At 70.8% G+C, this 14,880-nt stretch carries 11 protein-coding genes and 1 pseudogene; 7 read left to right on the forward strand and 5 right to left on the reverse strand.

Features of this window, described 5'->3' with window-relative positions:
- Position 1: 1 nt before the first annotated feature.
- From VFO68_RS06750 to VFO68_RS06770, 5 genes are all read left to right on the forward strand, one after another.
- Positions 2-1,738: a thiamine pyrophosphate-binding protein gene (locus tag VFO68_RS06750; protein ID WP_325157297.1), complete on the forward strand. Its 1,737-nt coding sequence runs from the start codon at positions 2-4 to the stop codon at positions 1,736-1,738.
- A 42-nt stretch (positions 1,739-1,780) separates the two neighbouring features.
- Entirely contained in the window at positions 1,781-2,935 is a 1,155-nt protein-coding gene (locus VFO68_RS06755; RefSeq protein ID WP_325157298.1) for an ABC transporter substrate-binding protein, read from the forward strand.
- An 8-nt stretch (positions 2,936-2,943) separates the two neighbouring features.
- Positions 2,944-3,813, forward strand: coding sequence for a branched-chain amino acid ABC transporter permease (locus VFO68_RS06760; protein ID WP_325157299.1), 870 nt, complete (start codon positions 2,944-2,946; stop codon positions 3,811-3,813).
- Positions 3,810-5,600, forward strand: a complete 1,791-nt coding sequence (locus VFO68_RS06765; RefSeq protein ID WP_325157300.1) for a branched-chain amino acid ABC transporter ATP-binding protein/permease — start codon at positions 3,810-3,812, stop codon at positions 5,598-5,600. The genes VFO68_RS06760 and VFO68_RS06765 overlap by 4 nt, the downstream gene beginning before the upstream one ends.
- 91 nt (positions 5,601-5,691) lie before the next feature.
- A complete protein-coding gene (locus tag VFO68_RS06770; protein ID WP_325157301.1) occupies positions 5,692-6,459 on the forward strand; it encodes an ABC transporter ATP-binding protein in 768 nt (255 codons plus the stop codon).
- Positions 6,460-6,466: 7 nt separating this feature from the next.
- On the opposite strand, the gene VFO68_RS06775 is transcribed toward VFO68_RS06770, so the two are convergent.
- The 5 genes from VFO68_RS06775 to VFO68_RS06795 form a co-directional block, all read right to left on the reverse strand.
- Positions 6,467-7,048 carry a dihydrofolate reductase family protein gene (locus VFO68_RS06775; protein ID WP_325157302.1) on the reverse strand — a complete coding sequence of 194 codons (582 nt, stop codon included), beginning with the start codon at positions 7,046-7,048 and terminating at the stop codon, positions 6,467-6,469.
- Between the two features lie 65 nt (positions 7,049-7,113).
- Positions 7,114-7,935, reverse strand: a complete 822-nt coding sequence (locus VFO68_RS06780) for a helix-turn-helix domain-containing protein (protein ID WP_325157320.1) — start codon at positions 7,933-7,935, stop codon at positions 7,114-7,116.
- 68 nt (positions 7,936-8,003) lie between these two features.
- Positions 8,004-10,103, reverse strand: a complete 2,100-nt coding sequence (locus VFO68_RS06785) for a PQQ-binding-like beta-propeller repeat protein (RefSeq protein WP_325157303.1) — start codon at positions 10,101-10,103, stop codon at positions 8,004-8,006.
- A 13-nt stretch (positions 10,104-10,116) separates the two neighbouring features.
- Positions 10,117-11,088, reverse strand: a complete 972-nt coding sequence (locus tag VFO68_RS06790; protein WP_325157304.1) for a ThuA domain-containing protein — start codon at positions 11,086-11,088, stop codon at positions 10,117-10,119.
- Positions 11,089-11,199: 111 nt separating this feature from the next.
- Entirely contained in the window at positions 11,200-11,853 is a 654-nt protein-coding gene (locus VFO68_RS06795; protein ID WP_325157305.1) for a TetR/AcrR family transcriptional regulator, read from the reverse strand.
- Positions 11,854-12,030: 177 nt separating this feature from the next.
- On the opposite strand from VFO68_RS06795, the gene VFO68_RS06800 reads away from it, so the two are divergent.
- Both VFO68_RS06800 and VFO68_RS06805 read left to right on the forward strand, forming a co-directional pair.
- Positions 12,031-12,915 carry a shikimate dehydrogenase gene (locus VFO68_RS06800; protein ID WP_325157306.1) on the forward strand — a complete coding sequence of 295 codons (885 nt, stop codon included), beginning with the start codon at positions 12,031-12,033 and terminating at the stop codon, positions 12,913-12,915.
- Positions 12,902-14,803: pseudogene (locus tag VFO68_RS06805) on the forward strand (bifunctional sugar phosphate isomerase/epimerase/4-hydroxyphenylpyruvate dioxygenase family protein); the annotation flags it as partial. The gene VFO68_RS06800 and the pseudogene VFO68_RS06805, both read left to right, overlap by 14 nt.
- Between the last annotated feature and the right edge of the window lie 77 nt (positions 14,804-14,880).

Consider the following 14,880-nt stretch of genomic DNA (forward strand, 5'->3'; position numbering starts at 1 on the left):
GATGGACACGACCGGAACGGCCGCCGAGGCACTGGTGGCCCAGCTTGCCTCCTACGGCGTCGAGTACGTCTTCGGCACCTGCGGGCACACCAACATCGCGTTGCTGGATGCCTTGGGGCGCAGTGACATCAGGTTCGTCATCGCCCGGCACGAGCAGGCCGCGGCCCACGCCGCCGACGGGTACGCCCGGATGACCGGCAAACCCGGCGTGCTGCTGGTGCACGTGGGGCCCGGCCTGATGAACGCGGTCACCGGGGTCGCCACGGCCGCGCTGGACTCGGTTCCCCTGGTCACCATCGCCGGCGACATCCCGTCCTACTTCACCGGCCGGCACCCGCACCAGGAGGTGAACCTGCACGCCGACGCCGACCAGACCGCCATCTTCCGGCCGTTCGTCAAGCGGGCCTGGCACGTGCGCCGCGCCGAGGACCTGGCCCGGTTCACCGAGCGGGCGTTCTGGACGGCGGCATCCGGGCGACCCGGCGCGGTGCTGCTCAACGTGCCGATGGACCTGTTCTCCCGCCCGGTTCCGGCCGGTTCGGCCACCGCCCACCCACTGGTCGGCCAGGCCGCGGCGCCGGTGCTGCCGGCCGAGGTCGCCCGGCGGATCGCCGGGCTGCTCGCCGCCGCCGACCGGCCGCTGATCTACGTGGGCGGCGGGCTGCGCGGCGCAGGCGGCCGGGAGTCGCTGCTGCGGCTGGCCGAGCACCTGGACATCCCGATCGCGCACTCGCTCATGGCGAAGGGGACGGTCGCCGACCGGCATCCGCTCGTGCTGGGCATGACCGGCTTCTGGGGGCTGGAGTTCACCAACAAGTACGCGCTGGACGCCGATGTGGTGCTGGCTGTGGCCACCCGGTTCGCCGAGACCGACGCGAGCTCCTGGAACCCGGACTACACCTGGCGGATCCCACCCAGCCGGCTGATCCAGATCGACATCGACCCGGCCGAGATCGGGCGCAACTATCCGGTCGAGATCGGTGCGGTGGCCGACGCCGCCGATGCGGTGTCCGCGATCGCCGAGGCCGCCGCGGAGCTACCGTCCCGGCGCGGTGGGCTGCGCGACACGATCGCGGCGCAACGCCGGCAACTGTTCGCCGACAGCCGCGACCGCGGTCGTGCGACGGACTTTCCGCTGCGCCCGGAACGGATCCTGGCCGACGTGCGGGACGTGCTACCGGCCGACGCCGTGCTGGTCACCGACGTCGGCTGGAACAAGAACGGCGTGGCGCAGTGCTACGAACTGCCGCCGGAGGGCCGGTTCGTCACCCCGGGCGGACTGTCCACGATGGGTTTCGGTCCGGCCGCGGCGATCGGCGTCGCGCTCGCCGAACCGGACCGGGTGGTCCTCGCGCTGGTCGGTGACGGCGGCATGAGCGCCCAGTTGCCCGCCGTTCCGATGGCCGTCGAGCAGGGCCTGCCGGTGATCTTCCTGGTGATGAACAACCGGGCCCACGGCACGATCGCCGACCTGCAGGCGGCGAGCTTCGGCCGCAGTTACGGCTGCGAGTTCCAGGACCCGTCCGGCGCGCCGTACTCGCCGGACTTCGCCGGCTACGCCCGGGCGTGTGGGGCGGACGGCTACGCGATCAGCGCACCGGACGACCTGGCGGCCGCGCTGCGCACGGCGGTCGACCGCCGCCGGCCGGCCGTGCTGGACGTGCCGATGGTCAACGAGCCGGTGCCGACCCCCGGGCACTGGAACATCAAGGACATCTACCAAGGCGTGTTCGAGTAATCCCTCCCCGAGTAAACCCCCCGCACAACGAGGTGACGATTCATGGCTGTATCACGGATAGCGCGAAGGTTCACACTGTGCGCGGCGCTGCTGGCCGCGGTGGGCACCGCATGCAGTGCCCCGGGTAGCACGTCGTCCAACACCAGCACCGAAGGTCCGATCAAGATCGCGGTGGTGAACGCCCAAAGTGGACAGTTGAGCTCCCTCGGGCAGTGGGAGTGGAAGGGCGCCAAGCTGGCCGCCGACGAGTGGAACGGCAAGGGCGGGATCAACGGGCGGCAGATCCAGCTCGACGTGTTCGACGACCAGGGCGACCCGACGGTCGGCACCAACCTGGCCCGCAAGATCTCCAGCGAGGGCTACCTCGCGATGATCGGCACCGCGGAGAGCGCGGTCACCGTCGCGATGATCCCGATCCTGCAGCAGGCCAAGATCCCCAACATCACCTCCGGCCAGTCCCCGGCGATCGTGGCCGCCAAGAGCCCGTTCGCGTTCCTGAACGGGCCGACCAGCACGACCTACGACGAGACGCTGGCCAAGTACCTGGTCGACGGGAAGGGCCTGAAGAAGATCGCCCTGATCACCAACAACGGCTCGTTCGGCAAGGGCGAGCGGGACGCCTTCACCAAGGCGCTGGCCGCGCGCGGGGTCACCCCGGTCGACGACCAGATCGTGACCACCGACCAGAAGGACTTCAGCGCCGCGCTGACCTCCATCCGGCAGAAGGCTCCCGACGTGCTGTTCGTCGGCACCGAGGAGGTCGAGGCCGGTCTGATCGTCAAGCAGGCCCGCGAACTCGGCCTGACCGCGACCATCGCCGGCGCCGCGCCGATGGGCACCCCGGTCTACCTGACCACCGCCGGCACCGCGAACGTCGAGGGCACCGTGGTGAGCTCGCCGTACCTCAGCAACGACACCAGCGACGCCTCCCGCGCCTTCGCGCAGGCCTACCAGAAGGCCTTCAACGAGGAGGCCGAACTGCACGGGGCCAAGGCCTACGACGGGGCCAACATCGTGTTCACCGCGTTGAAGAACAGCAACGTCGCGACCGGATCCGGGCTGGCCGACGCGATCCGGGGAACCAAGTACCCGGGGCTGCTCGGGAACTTCGCCTACGACGAGACCGGCGTCGGCATCCACGCCACCGCGATCGGCATCATCAAGTCCGGCAAGCTGGTCGCCGAACAGGCCAGCTGAGCACACCGATGGAGGTCTTCTTCCAGACCCTGGTCGGCGGTCTGAGCTTCGGCGCCGTCTATGCCCTGGTGGCCATGGGGTTCTCGATCGTGTACCGGACGATGGGTCTGGTCAACTTCGCGCACGGGCAGGTGGTGATGATCGGCGCCTATGCCGCGTCGACGTTCTACATGTCCGCGCACCTGCCGTTCGCCCTGGCGATCGTCGTCGCGATGGCGGTCACCGGGGCGATCGCGCTGGTCATCGAGCGGGTGCTGCGTCCGTTGGAGAACAAGGACTTCGACCTGATGCTGATCGGCACGATCGGCTTCGGGGTGGTGCTCGAGTCGGTGGCGACGATCATCTGGGGGGCCACCGGGCATGCCGTGCCGACGCCGGTGGACACCGCTCCCCTGGACCTGTTCGGCATCCGGATCCGTACCTACAGTCTCGTCGTGCTGCTCATCGCCGCGGTGGCGACCGTGACGCTGATGCTGTTCCTCCAGCGCACCAAGCGCGGCGCGGCCATGCAGGCGGTGGCGATGGACCACGAGGCGGCCACGGCGGTCGGCATCCATGTGGGACGCAGCAACGCGATCGCCTTCGCGATCGGCGCCGGACTGGCCGCGCTGGCCGGCGCACTGGTCGCACCGATGCTCTACGTCAACCCGACGCTCGGCGGATCCCTTGGCATCAAGGGGTTCGCCGCGGCGATCCTGGGCGGCTTCGGCAACATCCCGGGGGCGATCGTGGGCGGCCTGGCCATCGGGGTGCTCGACTCGTTCGCCGCCGGGAAGTTCCAGGCGTACTCCGAACTGGTGGTGTTCCTGGCCTTCACGGTGATCATCATGGTCAAACCGACCGGGTTGTTCGGCGAGCGGACGGTGAACCGGGCATGAGGTTGCGTGTGGCCGGAGTGGCCGTGCTGGCGGGCGTCGCCTGGTACCTGCCCTATCAGTTGGATCTCTACGGCATCCACGTGGTGGACATCGCCATCGTGTTCGCGTTGCTGGCCATCGGGTTGGGGCTGGCGATGGGCATCGGCGGGCAGATCAACCTGGCGCAGGTCGCGTTCTTCGGGGTGAGCGCCTACGCGGTGGCCATCCTGACCACCAAAGCCGGATTCGGCTTCTGGACCTCGGCGGTGCTCGCGGTGGTGGCGGCGGCGCTGGTCGGGTTGTTCGTCGGGATTCCCGCGCTGCGCATGCAGTCGCACTACCTGGGCATCGTCACGCTCGGCCTGGCGCTGGCGTTCACCAACTGGGTGACCAACGCCTCGATCACCGGTGGCGCGGACGGGGTGTCCGGCGTTCCGGTGCCGCCGCTGTTCGGCATCGACCTGTCCAGCGAGTACCTGTACTACTACGTCGAACTGGTCGTGTTCGGGCTGGCGCTGGCGTTCGCGCTGTTCCTGGTGCGGACCGGGCTCGGCAGGCGGCTGCGCGCGATGCGGGACGACTCGCTGGCCGCGGGCGCGGTCGGGGCGCCGGTGCCGGTGCTGCGGATGACCGCCTTCGTGCTGGCCAGCCTCTACGGCGGGGTGGCCGGGGTGCTCTACGCCGGGCTGATCCGCTACGTCGCGCCGGAGACGTTCAGCATCGCCAACATGTTCCTGCTGCTGGCCATGGTCATCATCGGCGGGCGGCAGAGCATCATCGGCTGCGTGGTCGGAGCCCTCGCGCTGTCCCTGCTGCGCGAGGTGCTGGTCGACTTCGCGGTCTACGCCCAACTCGGGTTCGGCGTGGTGGTCGTGCTCATGGTGGTGTTCGCGCCGACTGGCCTGGCCGGCGTGCCGGCCCGGGTCATGGCTGTCGTGCGCCGCGGGCGGACGGCCGGCGAACGGGCCGTGCTCCGGCCGTTCCAGTCCGGGGGGTCCGCGCCCCGGCCGGGCGCCGCCCTGGAGATCTCCGGTATCAGCAAGCACTTCCGGGGGCTGAAGGCACTGGTCGACGTGTCGATGTCGGTGTCGCCCGGCGAGATCCGGGGCGTGGTGGGACCCAACGGTTCCGGCAAGACCACGCTGTTCAACATCGTCAGCGGGATCTACCCGGTGTCGGCCGGGCGCGCCTCGGTCGACGAAACCGTGGTCACCGGGCGCCGGCCGTACCAGATCTCCCGGCTCGGCATCGCGCGCACCTTCCAGAATCTGCGGCTGTTCCGCCAGATGACCGTCCGGGAGAACCTGCTGGTGGCGCTCGACCGGTCGTCGATGTGGTCGGTGTGGCGGTACGTGGTGTGGCCGGTCGGCATCTGGCGGCACGAGCGGGAGTTGCGCACGCGCGCCGACGAGCTGCTCGACCGGTTCGGCCTGACCGACTTCGCCGAGGCCGCGCCCGGCTCGCTGCCGTACGGGATCCAGCGCCGGGTGGAGATCGCCCGCGCGATGGCAGGCGATCCGGTGCTGCTGCTGCTCGACGAACCGGCCGCCGGTCTCAACGGTCAGGAGGTCGGTCAGCTGAGGGAGATCGTGAAGTCCATTCGGGACAGTGGGGTCACCGTCGTGCTGATCGAACACAACATGGGTCTGGTCATGTCGCTGTGCGACCGGGTCACCGTGCTGGCCAGCGGCAGCGTGATCGCCGACGGCACGCCGGCCGAGGTCGCCGTGCGCCCCGAGGTGATCGAGGCATACCTCGGCGACTCGATGAACACCGCCGAGATCGCCGCCGAAGTGGAGGTGTCGTGAGCGAGCGTGCGAGCGAACCATCGGGCACTGCCCCGTCGCCGAGCTTGCGAGGCGATGGGGTTCGGCGCCACCGAGCTTGCGAGGTGGTGTCGTGAGCGAGCCATCGGGTAGTGCCCAGGCGCTGAGCCCGCGAGGCGACGAGGCAGAGACCGCCGGCCTCGTCGTGTCCAACCTGTCCGTGCACTACGGCGGTGTCCGGGCGGTCAACTCGGTCAGCTTCACCGTCGGCGCCGGCCAGTGCGTCGGCATCATCGGTGCCAACGGAGCCGGCAAGACCTCCACCCTCAAGGCGCTCATGGGCCTGGTCCCCCGCCGCGCCGAAACCATCCGGTTCGGCGAGGTGGATCTCACCAAGGTGCGCCCCAACGACGTGGTCCGGCACGGCATCGGCTACGTCCCCGAAGGCCGGCACGTCTTCCCCGGCCTGTCGGTCGAGAAGAACCTCCTCCTGGGCGCCTACGTCCGCCCCTGGAAGGGTTCCACCCGCGACACGCTCACCGAGGTCTTCACCCTCTTCCCCATGCTCGCCGACATGCGCCACCGCCTGGCCGGCGCGCTTTCCGGCGGCCAGCAACAGATGCTCGCCGTGGGCCGCGCCCTCATGTCCAACCCCAAGCTCATCCTGCTCGACGAACCCTCGATGGGCCTGTCCCCCAAACTCATCGACGACATCCTCACCGTGCTGCAAAAACTCAGCGCCGCCGGCCACGCTCTCCTGTTGGTCGAACAGAACGCCAAGCTCACCTTCGAAGCCACCGCCACCTGTCTGGTCATGGAGAACGGCGAGGTAGCCATGACCGGCACCGCCACCGACCTCAAGACCGACCATCGGGTCCGCCAGATCTACCTGGGGCTGTAGCGACCGGTCAGCGGCGCACCCGGTAGCGCAGGTGAAGCACCCGGTTGCCCGCGATCACCACGTCAGGGTCCTCCAACAGGTGCTGCGCGTGGACCGACCCGAAGTAGCGCTTGCCGGACCCGAACACGACGGGCACGACGTCCATGCGCACCTCGTCGACCAGACCCGCGGCGAGCACCTGGCCACCGACGTCGCCGGCGGCGACCTCGACCATGCGGTCACCCGCAAGCTCCTGCGCCTTGGCCACGGCCGCCTCGACGCCGCCGGCGAAGTGAAACGGCGCCTCGGGGTCCCAGCCCTCGGGCGCCGGCCGGTGCGTCACGACGACCACGTGGTCGATCCCGCTCGGCGGCTTCCCGTCCCAGCCGTCGGTCATGTCGAAGACGTGGCGGCCGGCGATCGTCACCCCGATCTGGTCCCAGTACGCCCGGGTGTAGTCGTAGGTGGTCTGCGACACCGTCAGCTCGCCGCTCTCGTCCAACGGGACGTCGCCGCTGGACAGCCAGGCGAACAGCGGTCCGGGCTGATCGTTCTCGTCGGCGATGAAGCCGTCCACCGACACCGAGCCGTACATGACCACCTTGCCCACGGGGCTCTCCTCTGCTTGCGGGTGCCCCAAACTAGCGTGTCGTGCGCTGTCGCTCTTGTACGAAATCAATCGGCCGGCAGCGGCCAGCCGTCCAGCGCGTGGCCGGGATGTTCGCGCAGGAACCGCCGCCGGACTTCGAGGTACCGGGTCGGCGTGAGCCCGGTGAACGCCCGGAACTCGTGGCCGAAGTGGGCCTGGTCGAAGTAGCCCGCGCCACCGGCGAGCTCGCCCCAGTCGACCGGTCCGACGGGGTCGATCGCGAACACGGTGGCGGTGAAGCGGTAGGTGCGGGCCAGCCGCTTCGGCGTGACGCCGACGAGCTCCTTGAACCGCTGTGCCAGATGAGTGCTGCTGACTCCGGCCGCCACGCTCAGGTCGCCGATCGCCACCGCCCCGCGTCTCGCCGCGATGACTCTGCTCGTATGGCGGACCAGCCCCAGACCGGCGGTCTCGCACAGCCGGCGCATCAGCTCCTCCTCGAGCAGCGTCAGCATCTGGTGCGGTCCGTCCGCCGTGGCCAGCCGGTCTCGCAGCTCGGCAACGGCGGGCCGGCCCCACACCTGCTCTATCGTCACCGGCCGGTCACACAGCTCGGCCGCGGGCATCGGCAGGAACGGCGCCAGCCCCCACGGCTTGACGTGCGCGCCGACGGACCGGGTCCGCAGTGGATAGCCGAACTCCACCGCGCGGGTGGGCATGGTGATCACGCAGCCGTCGGCGTACTCGGCCGTCTCGATGTCGGCGCCGGCGCGGATGCGGAACGGCGCCCCGAGGGTGACGATGAGCAACGCCGACGGGCTCGGCGGCAGCGTCAGCCGGGCGTAGGGCGACGCACCCTCCAGGTAGTAGAGGTCGTCGATCAGCCCGTCCAGCGGCGGTCGCGGCACTCTGGACACGTACTCCACGCCCACAGCATCGCCGACGCCCCGCCGGCGTCGCGCGCCGGGATGGTCGGTCAGTAGACCTCGATCTTGCCGGTGGAGCGGGGGCTGGCGGGGTCGTTGAAGAAGTACTCGCCGGGGTTCGGGAAGGTGTGTCGGTAGGACTCTCCGGGGATCAGGCGGATGTTGAACAATCCTTCGAAGAACTGGGTGGCGCCGCGCGGGCCGGCGTTGTCGGGGTGGTTGGTGAAGGTGACGGTGGTGCCGGCGGGGACGCGGAGGTGGGTGGGGGCCATGGCGTTGACGGCGGTGGACTCGGTGGCGCCGATGGCGCCGGTGGCGGGGTTGTAGGTGCGGCCGATGACGACGGTGTTGTTGACCGCCGTGCCGTCGACCGGGGGGCCGGAGACCGGGCGGCGCACCACGGGCGGGGGTGGGGTGGGGGCGGGGGCAACGCTGCCGCCGAGTTTGAACGCCCAGAGGAAGTCGCCGCGCGGGGCACTGTCGCCGTAGGGAATGCCGGTGCCGCCGGCGTAGACGGCCAGGTACTGCTGACCGTCCACTTCGTACATGATCGGGCTGCTGCTGATCGCGGCGCCGGTCTGGAACCGCCACAGCTCGTGGCCGTTGCGCGCGTCCAGGGCCAGCAGGTTGCCGTCGGGCTGGCCGATGAACAGCAGGTCGCCTGCCGTGGTGAGGATGCCGTTGCCGTGGGCCAGCGAGTAGGGCATGTGTTTCTTCCAGCGCACCCGGTTGGTGCTCGGGTCGACGGCGACGATGCCGCCGGTCTGGTACTCGCCGGGCGGGCGCAGGCCGTTGCTGGCCTCGGTCAGGGAGTGCGCGGCGGCGACATAGCCGAAGCCGGTGTACACCAGCCGGGTGCTGTGGCTGAACGACTGGTGCGACCAGTCCGCACCGCCGCCGTGGCCGGGGATGGACAGCACCGGGACGTCCCAGTGCGGGTCGTACAGCGCGCCCTGGACGTAGTTGGGAACGGCGCGGTTGGGGTCGCCGGGGATCGCCGTGCCGAGTGGCTGGTCGACGACCCGGGTCTCGGTCCACGGGCCCTGCCGGGGGAACGGCTGGGTCGGCCAGGTCTTCTGCCGCTCGTCCTGGGGCACCGGGCGCTCGTCGATGCCCAGCGGGGCGGAGCCGTCCCGCCGGTCGAGGATGTAGTACATGCCGCACTTGCTGCCGTAGACCACGAGCTTGCGCATCCGGCCACGGATGCGCACGTCCGCCAGGACCGGCGCCATCGTGTTGTCCATGTCCCAGATGCCGTGGTGGATCGACTGGAAATGCCACCGGTACTGCCCGGTCTCCAGGTCCATCGCCACCAGGGAGCTGGAGAACAGGTTCAGTCCGGCGCGCTGCGAACCGTCCTGGGAGGACCGGCTACCCCGGGCGTTGCCGAACGCCCAGTAGACCAGGCCGAGCTCCGGGTCGATGGCCGGATGCAGCCACGGGGTGGCGCCGCCGGTCCGCCAGGACTCGCCCTCCCAGGTGTCGTTGCCGATCTCGCCCGGCTCGGGCGCCCCCCAGAAGTGCCAGACCACGTCTCCGGTGCCGGCGTCGAGAGCGAGCCCGGCGCCCCGGTCGCCGTCGTGGGTCCCGCAGTAGAGCCGCCCGTCGTGATAGGTGACGGCGACCTTCTCCATGTTGCCGAACCCGGTGATCTGCTTCTCCCACACCACCGCGCCGGTCTCCTGGTCCAGTGCGATGATCCAGTTTCCGCGGCCGTGGGTGAACACCTTGCCCCCGCCGACACCCACCCCGCGCCGGGTCAGCGTCCCGCGAGTCTGGCGGTAGACCCACTTGGTGACGCCGGTCGCGCCGTCGACCGCGAACACGTTGCCCGGCGCGGACTCGATGTAGAGCACGCCGCCGACGGCGACCGCCGTGCTCTGGTTGGTGCCGGTGGACAGCCCGCCCTCGATCCGGTTCACCCAGGCCGCGCCGAGCCGCCGGACGTTGCCCCGGTGCATTCCGCCGAGCGCGGAGTAGTTCTGGTTGCCCAGATTCCCGCCCACCTTGGGAAAATCACGCCCGCCGGGCAGGTCGCACCGGGGCGGTGCGGCCGCGGCCGGGGCGGCCAGGGCGGCGGGCAGCACGCTCGCTCCCACCGCGGTCGCCGCCGCACCCTTGATCAGGTCGCGTCGTTGGATCCGGGCCATGCTGTGACCTCCGTCAGCGGCAGAACGGGGACCTGCCCATGGCGGAGGTGATCCCGCCGAGCAGCATCCGCTGGAATTGCTCCGCACCGGGGAACGACCCATCGGTGCTGAACGCCTTGGCGTCGTGGCCCAGCGTGGTCAGCCAGGCCCGACCGCCGTCGTAGTACTGGCACCAGGCAACGGGATGGAAGTCGCCGTGCCCGGGGTGACCGTCGGTTTTCCGTTCCGCCATGGAGTCCTCGTCGACGGTGGCCAGGAACCGCACCTGCGACGGGAACGGCACGAGGTTGTACCACTCGTCGGTGAAGGTCCAGCGGGCCGGCAGGTCCGCGGTCGAGACGTCGCGCCGGTCCACGGTCCGCACGGTGGCGGCCTGGTTCGGGCCGTGGTCGTAGAAGTTGGCGTTGCCGAGCAGTCCTTCGTACCACGGCCAGTTGTACTCGGTGCCGAACGCGTTGTGCACGCCGACGAAGCCGCCCCCGCCACGGATGTACTGGCGCAGCGCGGTTTGCGCCGCGTCGTCCAGGGTGTCCCGGGACGTGCTGTAGAAGACCACCGCGTTGTAGTTGAACAACCGGGCCGGGGTGGCGATCTGGGCGAGGTCCTCGGTCCAGTCGACCGCGAAACCGTTGCGCTGTCCCATCGCGACGATCGCGTTCTGCACCACGTTGGCCGGAGCCAGCGGCGGGTTGAGCCCGGCGGGCAGCGCCGGACCGAGGTTGGCGTGCCGGGGGCCGGCGGTCCGGGTGTAGAGCAGGACGCGATAACCGTTGGCGGGGTTGAAGTTGTTCCAGTCGTGGTAGCACCGCGGGTCGGTGCCGCGGCAGACGCCGTAGTCGGGTTCGCCGAGGTTGCGCGCGCCCCGGTCCCCGTGGTCGTTCGCCGGGGCGACGCCGGAGGGCACCAGCCCGCCCAGGGTCATGACGAGCGCGGTGGCGGCCGCGGCGCCCACGGCAGCGATGATCGACTTGTGGCTGGCCTTCATGGGTCCGCCTCTCTCGTCATCGGCGGAGGTCCGCTAGACGGACCATATGAACCACTCAACGGAACGCACGATAGGCCCGGACTTCACCCGGGCGCAATACGCCGGCCGGAGTCAGCGAGCGGTCAGGTAGTCCAGCACCAGGTCGCCGAGCATCGCGCGGTAATGGCCGCGCCGCTGGGGTTCCAGCATGTCCCGCTTGAAGATCGCGTTGAAGGTGTGCCGGTTGGCGGTCCGGAACACGCAGAACGCGCTGATCACCATGTGCACGTCGAGGGGGTCGACGTCGGAGCGGAACGCGCCCGCCGCCCGGCCCCGCTCCAGGATGCGGGTCAGCACGTCCAGCGCCGGGTTGGCCAGGCCCGACAACGCCTCGGACCGGGCGATGTGCTCGGCCCGGTGGATGTTCTCGATGCTGACCAGGCGGATGAAGTCCGGGTGCGCCTCATGGTGGTCGAAGGTCAGTTCGGCCAGCATCCGCATCGCGTCGGCCGGGTCGAGGTGCTCGACGTCGAGCTCCCGTTCCAGGGCGCGGATTCCCGAGTACGCATGCTCCAGAACCGCGATGTAGAGCCGTTCCTTGTTGCCGAAGTAGTAGTAGAGCATTCGCTTGGTGGTGCTCATCCGCGCGGCGATCTCGTCGACCCGGGCACCGTCGTACCCCTTGTCGGCGAACTCGCGCGTGGCCACCGCGAGGATCTCGGCCCGGGTCCGGTCGGCGTCGCGGGTCGGCGGCGCCGGAGTGGCACCGGACGGCCGAGCGACCATGACCCGCTCCCCTCTCCCGGGATTGGATGCGGTCCCGGTGGGTGACCCGGGAGACCAACCGGCGTGCCTGCCGACTGGCCCCATTAGCGGTGCCCACTGTAGTCAGGCCTCTTCCCAGCCGGGCTCGACCGGCGTATAAGTAACTATCTAGTGAGTTAATAGCAGCGGAGGTGCGTCGTGCCCGACCGGTACCTCATCGGACTGATCGGCGCGGACATCGGCACCTCGGCGAGCCCCGCCCTGCACGAGCACGAGGCCGACCGGCTCGGACTGCGCTACCAGTACCGGTTGCTCGACCTCGAGGTGCTCGGCCGGCCGGCCGGCGAGATCCTGGCCGCCGCCCGGCTGGCCGGCTACGACGGGCTCAACATCACCCATCCGGCCAAGCAACTCGTCCTCGGCCAACTCGACGCGCTCTCCCCCGACGCCGCCGCCCTCGGCGCGGTCAACACCGTGGTGTTCCGCGGCGGCCGGGCGATCGGCCACAACACCGACCTGCCGGGCTTCGCCCGCAGCCTCAGCGTCGGACTGCCGGACGCCGCGCTCGACCGGGTGGTGCTGCTCGGCGCAGGCGGCGCCGGGGCCGCCGTCGCGCACGCCCTGCTGTCCCTCGGCGCCGGCACCGTCACGATCTTCGACACCGCACCGCAGCGGGCCGAGACGCTGGCCGACTCGCTGTCCGTCCACTTCGGACCGAACCGGGCCGGCGCCGGTCGGCTGGACGACGGCGGGGCGACGCTCGCCGGAGCCGTGCACGCGGCGGACGGGTTGGCCCACGCCACACCGACCGGGATGCGCGGGCACCCTGGCCTGCCGCTGCCGGCCGACCTGCTGCGGCCCGGGCTCTGGGTCACCGACGTGGTCTACCGGCCGCTGGACACCGCGCTGGTCCGGGCCGCCCGGGCCCGGGGCTGCCGGGTGCTCGACGGCGGGCCGATGGTGGTCTACCAGGCCGCCGCCGCGTTCCAGCTGTTCACCGGCGTCGCACCGGACGTCGACCGGATGCTGCGCCACTTCGACGCGATCATGCCGGAAAGGCGGGAAACCCATGCGCACCGCTGAAACCCAGGCCCCGCTCACGCACCAGGCACCGCGCACCGGCCCGCGCCTGGACATCGCGACCGTGTGCCTGTCCGGCACGCTCGCCGACAAGCTCGCCGCCGCGGCCGCCGCCGGTTTCCACGGCGTCGAACTGTTCGAGAACGACCTGGTCGTCTCGCCCTGGTCGCCGGAGCAGATCCGCCGCCAGTGCACCGAGTTCGGCCTGGCGATCGACCTCTACCAACCGTTCCGGGACTTCGAGGCGGTGCCGCCGGACGTGCTCGCGGCCAACCTGCGGCGGGCCGAGCGCAAGTTCGACGTGCTGGAGCGGCTGGGCACCGACACGATGCTGGTCTGCTCGTCGGTCTCGCCGGACGCGGTGGACGACGACGACCTCGCCGCCGAGCAGTTGCACGGCCTGGCCGACCGGGCGGCCCGGCGCGGGCTGCGGATCGCCTACGAGGCCCTGGCCTGGGGCCGGTTCGTCAACACCTACGACCACGCCTGGCGGATCGTGCGGCGGGCCGACCATCCCGCCCTGGGGCTGTGCCTGGACAGCTTCCACGTGCTCTCCCGGGGCAGCGACCCCACCGGTATCCGGGTCATCCCCGGGCACAAGGTGTTCCACCTGCAACTGGCCGACGCGCCGAAGCTGTCCATGGACGTGCTGGAGTGGAGCCGGCACCACCGGCTCTTCCCCGGCCAGGGCACGTTCGACCTCGACACGTTCGTCGGGCTGGTGCTCGGCACCGGGTACACCGGCCCGCTCTCCCTCGAGGTGTTCAACGACGTGTTCCGGCAGGCCGATCCGCACCGGGCCGCCGTGGACGCGATGCGCTCGCTGGTCGCGCTGGAGGACACGGTCGCCACCAGCGGACCGGGGCCGGTGCGCGAACGGGTCGCGGCCGGCCTGCCGCCTGCGCCACCCCTGGGCGGCCACGTGTTCACCGAACTGGCCGTGGACGAGGTCTCCGGGCCGGCGCTGGCGCACACGCTGCGCACGCTCGGCTTCACCCACGTCGGCCAGCACCGCTCCAAGCCGGTGCAGCTCTGGCAGCAGGGCCAGGCCCGGGTGCTGCTCAACCTCACCCCGCACCCGGCCGCGGCGGACCGGGGTGCGGCCGCGATCAGCGCGCTGGCCGTGGAAAGCGCCGACCCGGCCGCCTCGGCGCGGCGGGCCGAGGCGCTGCTCGCTCCGGTCCTGCCCCGGGCGCGGACCTCCGAGGAGGCCGAACTGTGTTCGGTGGCCGCCCCGGACGGCACCGAGGTCTTCTTCTGCCGCACCGACGACCGGCCGGACAGCTGGCTGCGCGACTTCCTCGGCACCGGCGCCGAACCCGAGGCACCCATCCTGCTCACCGGCACCGACCACGTCTCGCTCACCGAGTCCCTGGACGACTTCGACCAGACCGCGCTGTTCTACCGAACCGTGCTCGGCCTGCGACCGCAGCCGCCGACCGAGCTCACCGCACCGTTCGGGCTGATCCGCAGCCAGGCCGTCGCCGACCTCGCCCAGCACGTCCGGATCACGATGAACACCGCGCTGCTGCGCCGCGGCGGCTGGGCGCCGGCCGTACCCAACCCGCAGCACATCGCCTTCGCCACCACCGACGCGATCGCCGCCGCCCGGGCCATGCGGGAGATGGGCGCACCGTTACTGGACATTCCCGGCAACTACTACGACGATCTCGACGCCCGGCTGGCGATCCCGCCCGGCGTGCTGGCCGAGCTGCGCGAGAGCTCCGTGCTCTACGACCGCGACGAGCACGGCGAGTACCTGCACTTCTACACCGACATCTTCGGTTCGCGGGTGTTCTTCGAGGTGGTGCAACGGATCGGCGGCTACGCCGGCTACGGGTCGGCCACCAGCGCCCCGGTCCGGATGGCCGCGCACCGGCAGCGCCGGCTCGGCAGGCTCGGCGACCACCGGCCGGTCGCCCGGCGCCAGCACTACTCACTGGCCCACCTCACGGCGCTGCACCTCTC

The organism is Actinophytocola sp. (genome assembly GCF_035712165.1).
In the GTDB taxonomy this organism is placed as follows: Bacteria; Actinomycetota; Actinomycetes; order Mycobacteriales; family Pseudonocardiaceae; genus DASYTH01.

Excerpts from the sequence above, each read along its gene's own strand:
- VFO68_RS06760 (WP_325157299.1), top strand. The coding sequence starts at position 2,944 with ATGGAGGTCTTCTTCCAGACCCTGGTCGGCGGTCTGAGCTTCGGCGCC.
- VFO68_RS06755 (WP_325157298.1), top strand. The coding sequence starts at position 1,781 with ATGGCTGTATCACGGATAGCGCGAAGGTTCACACTGTGCGCGGCGCTG.
- VFO68_RS06790 (WP_325157304.1), bottom strand. The coding sequence starts at position 11,088 with ATGAAGGCCAGCCACAAGTCGATCATCGCTGCCGTGGGCGCCGCGGCC.
- VFO68_RS06785 (WP_325157303.1), bottom strand. The coding sequence starts at position 10,103 with ATGGCCCGGATCCAACGACGCGACCTGATCAAGGGTGCGGCGGCGACC.
- VFO68_RS06750 (WP_325157297.1), top strand. The coding sequence starts at position 2 with ATGGACACGACCGGAACGGCCGCCGAGGCACTGGTGGCCCAGCTTGCC.
- VFO68_RS06795 (WP_325157305.1), bottom strand. The coding sequence starts at position 11,853 with ATGGTCGCTCGGCCGTCCGGTGCCACTCCGGCGCCGCCGACCCGCGAC.
- VFO68_RS06765 (WP_325157300.1), top strand. The coding sequence starts at position 3,810 with ATGAGGTTGCGTGTGGCCGGAGTGGCCGTGCTGGCGGGCGTCGCCTGG.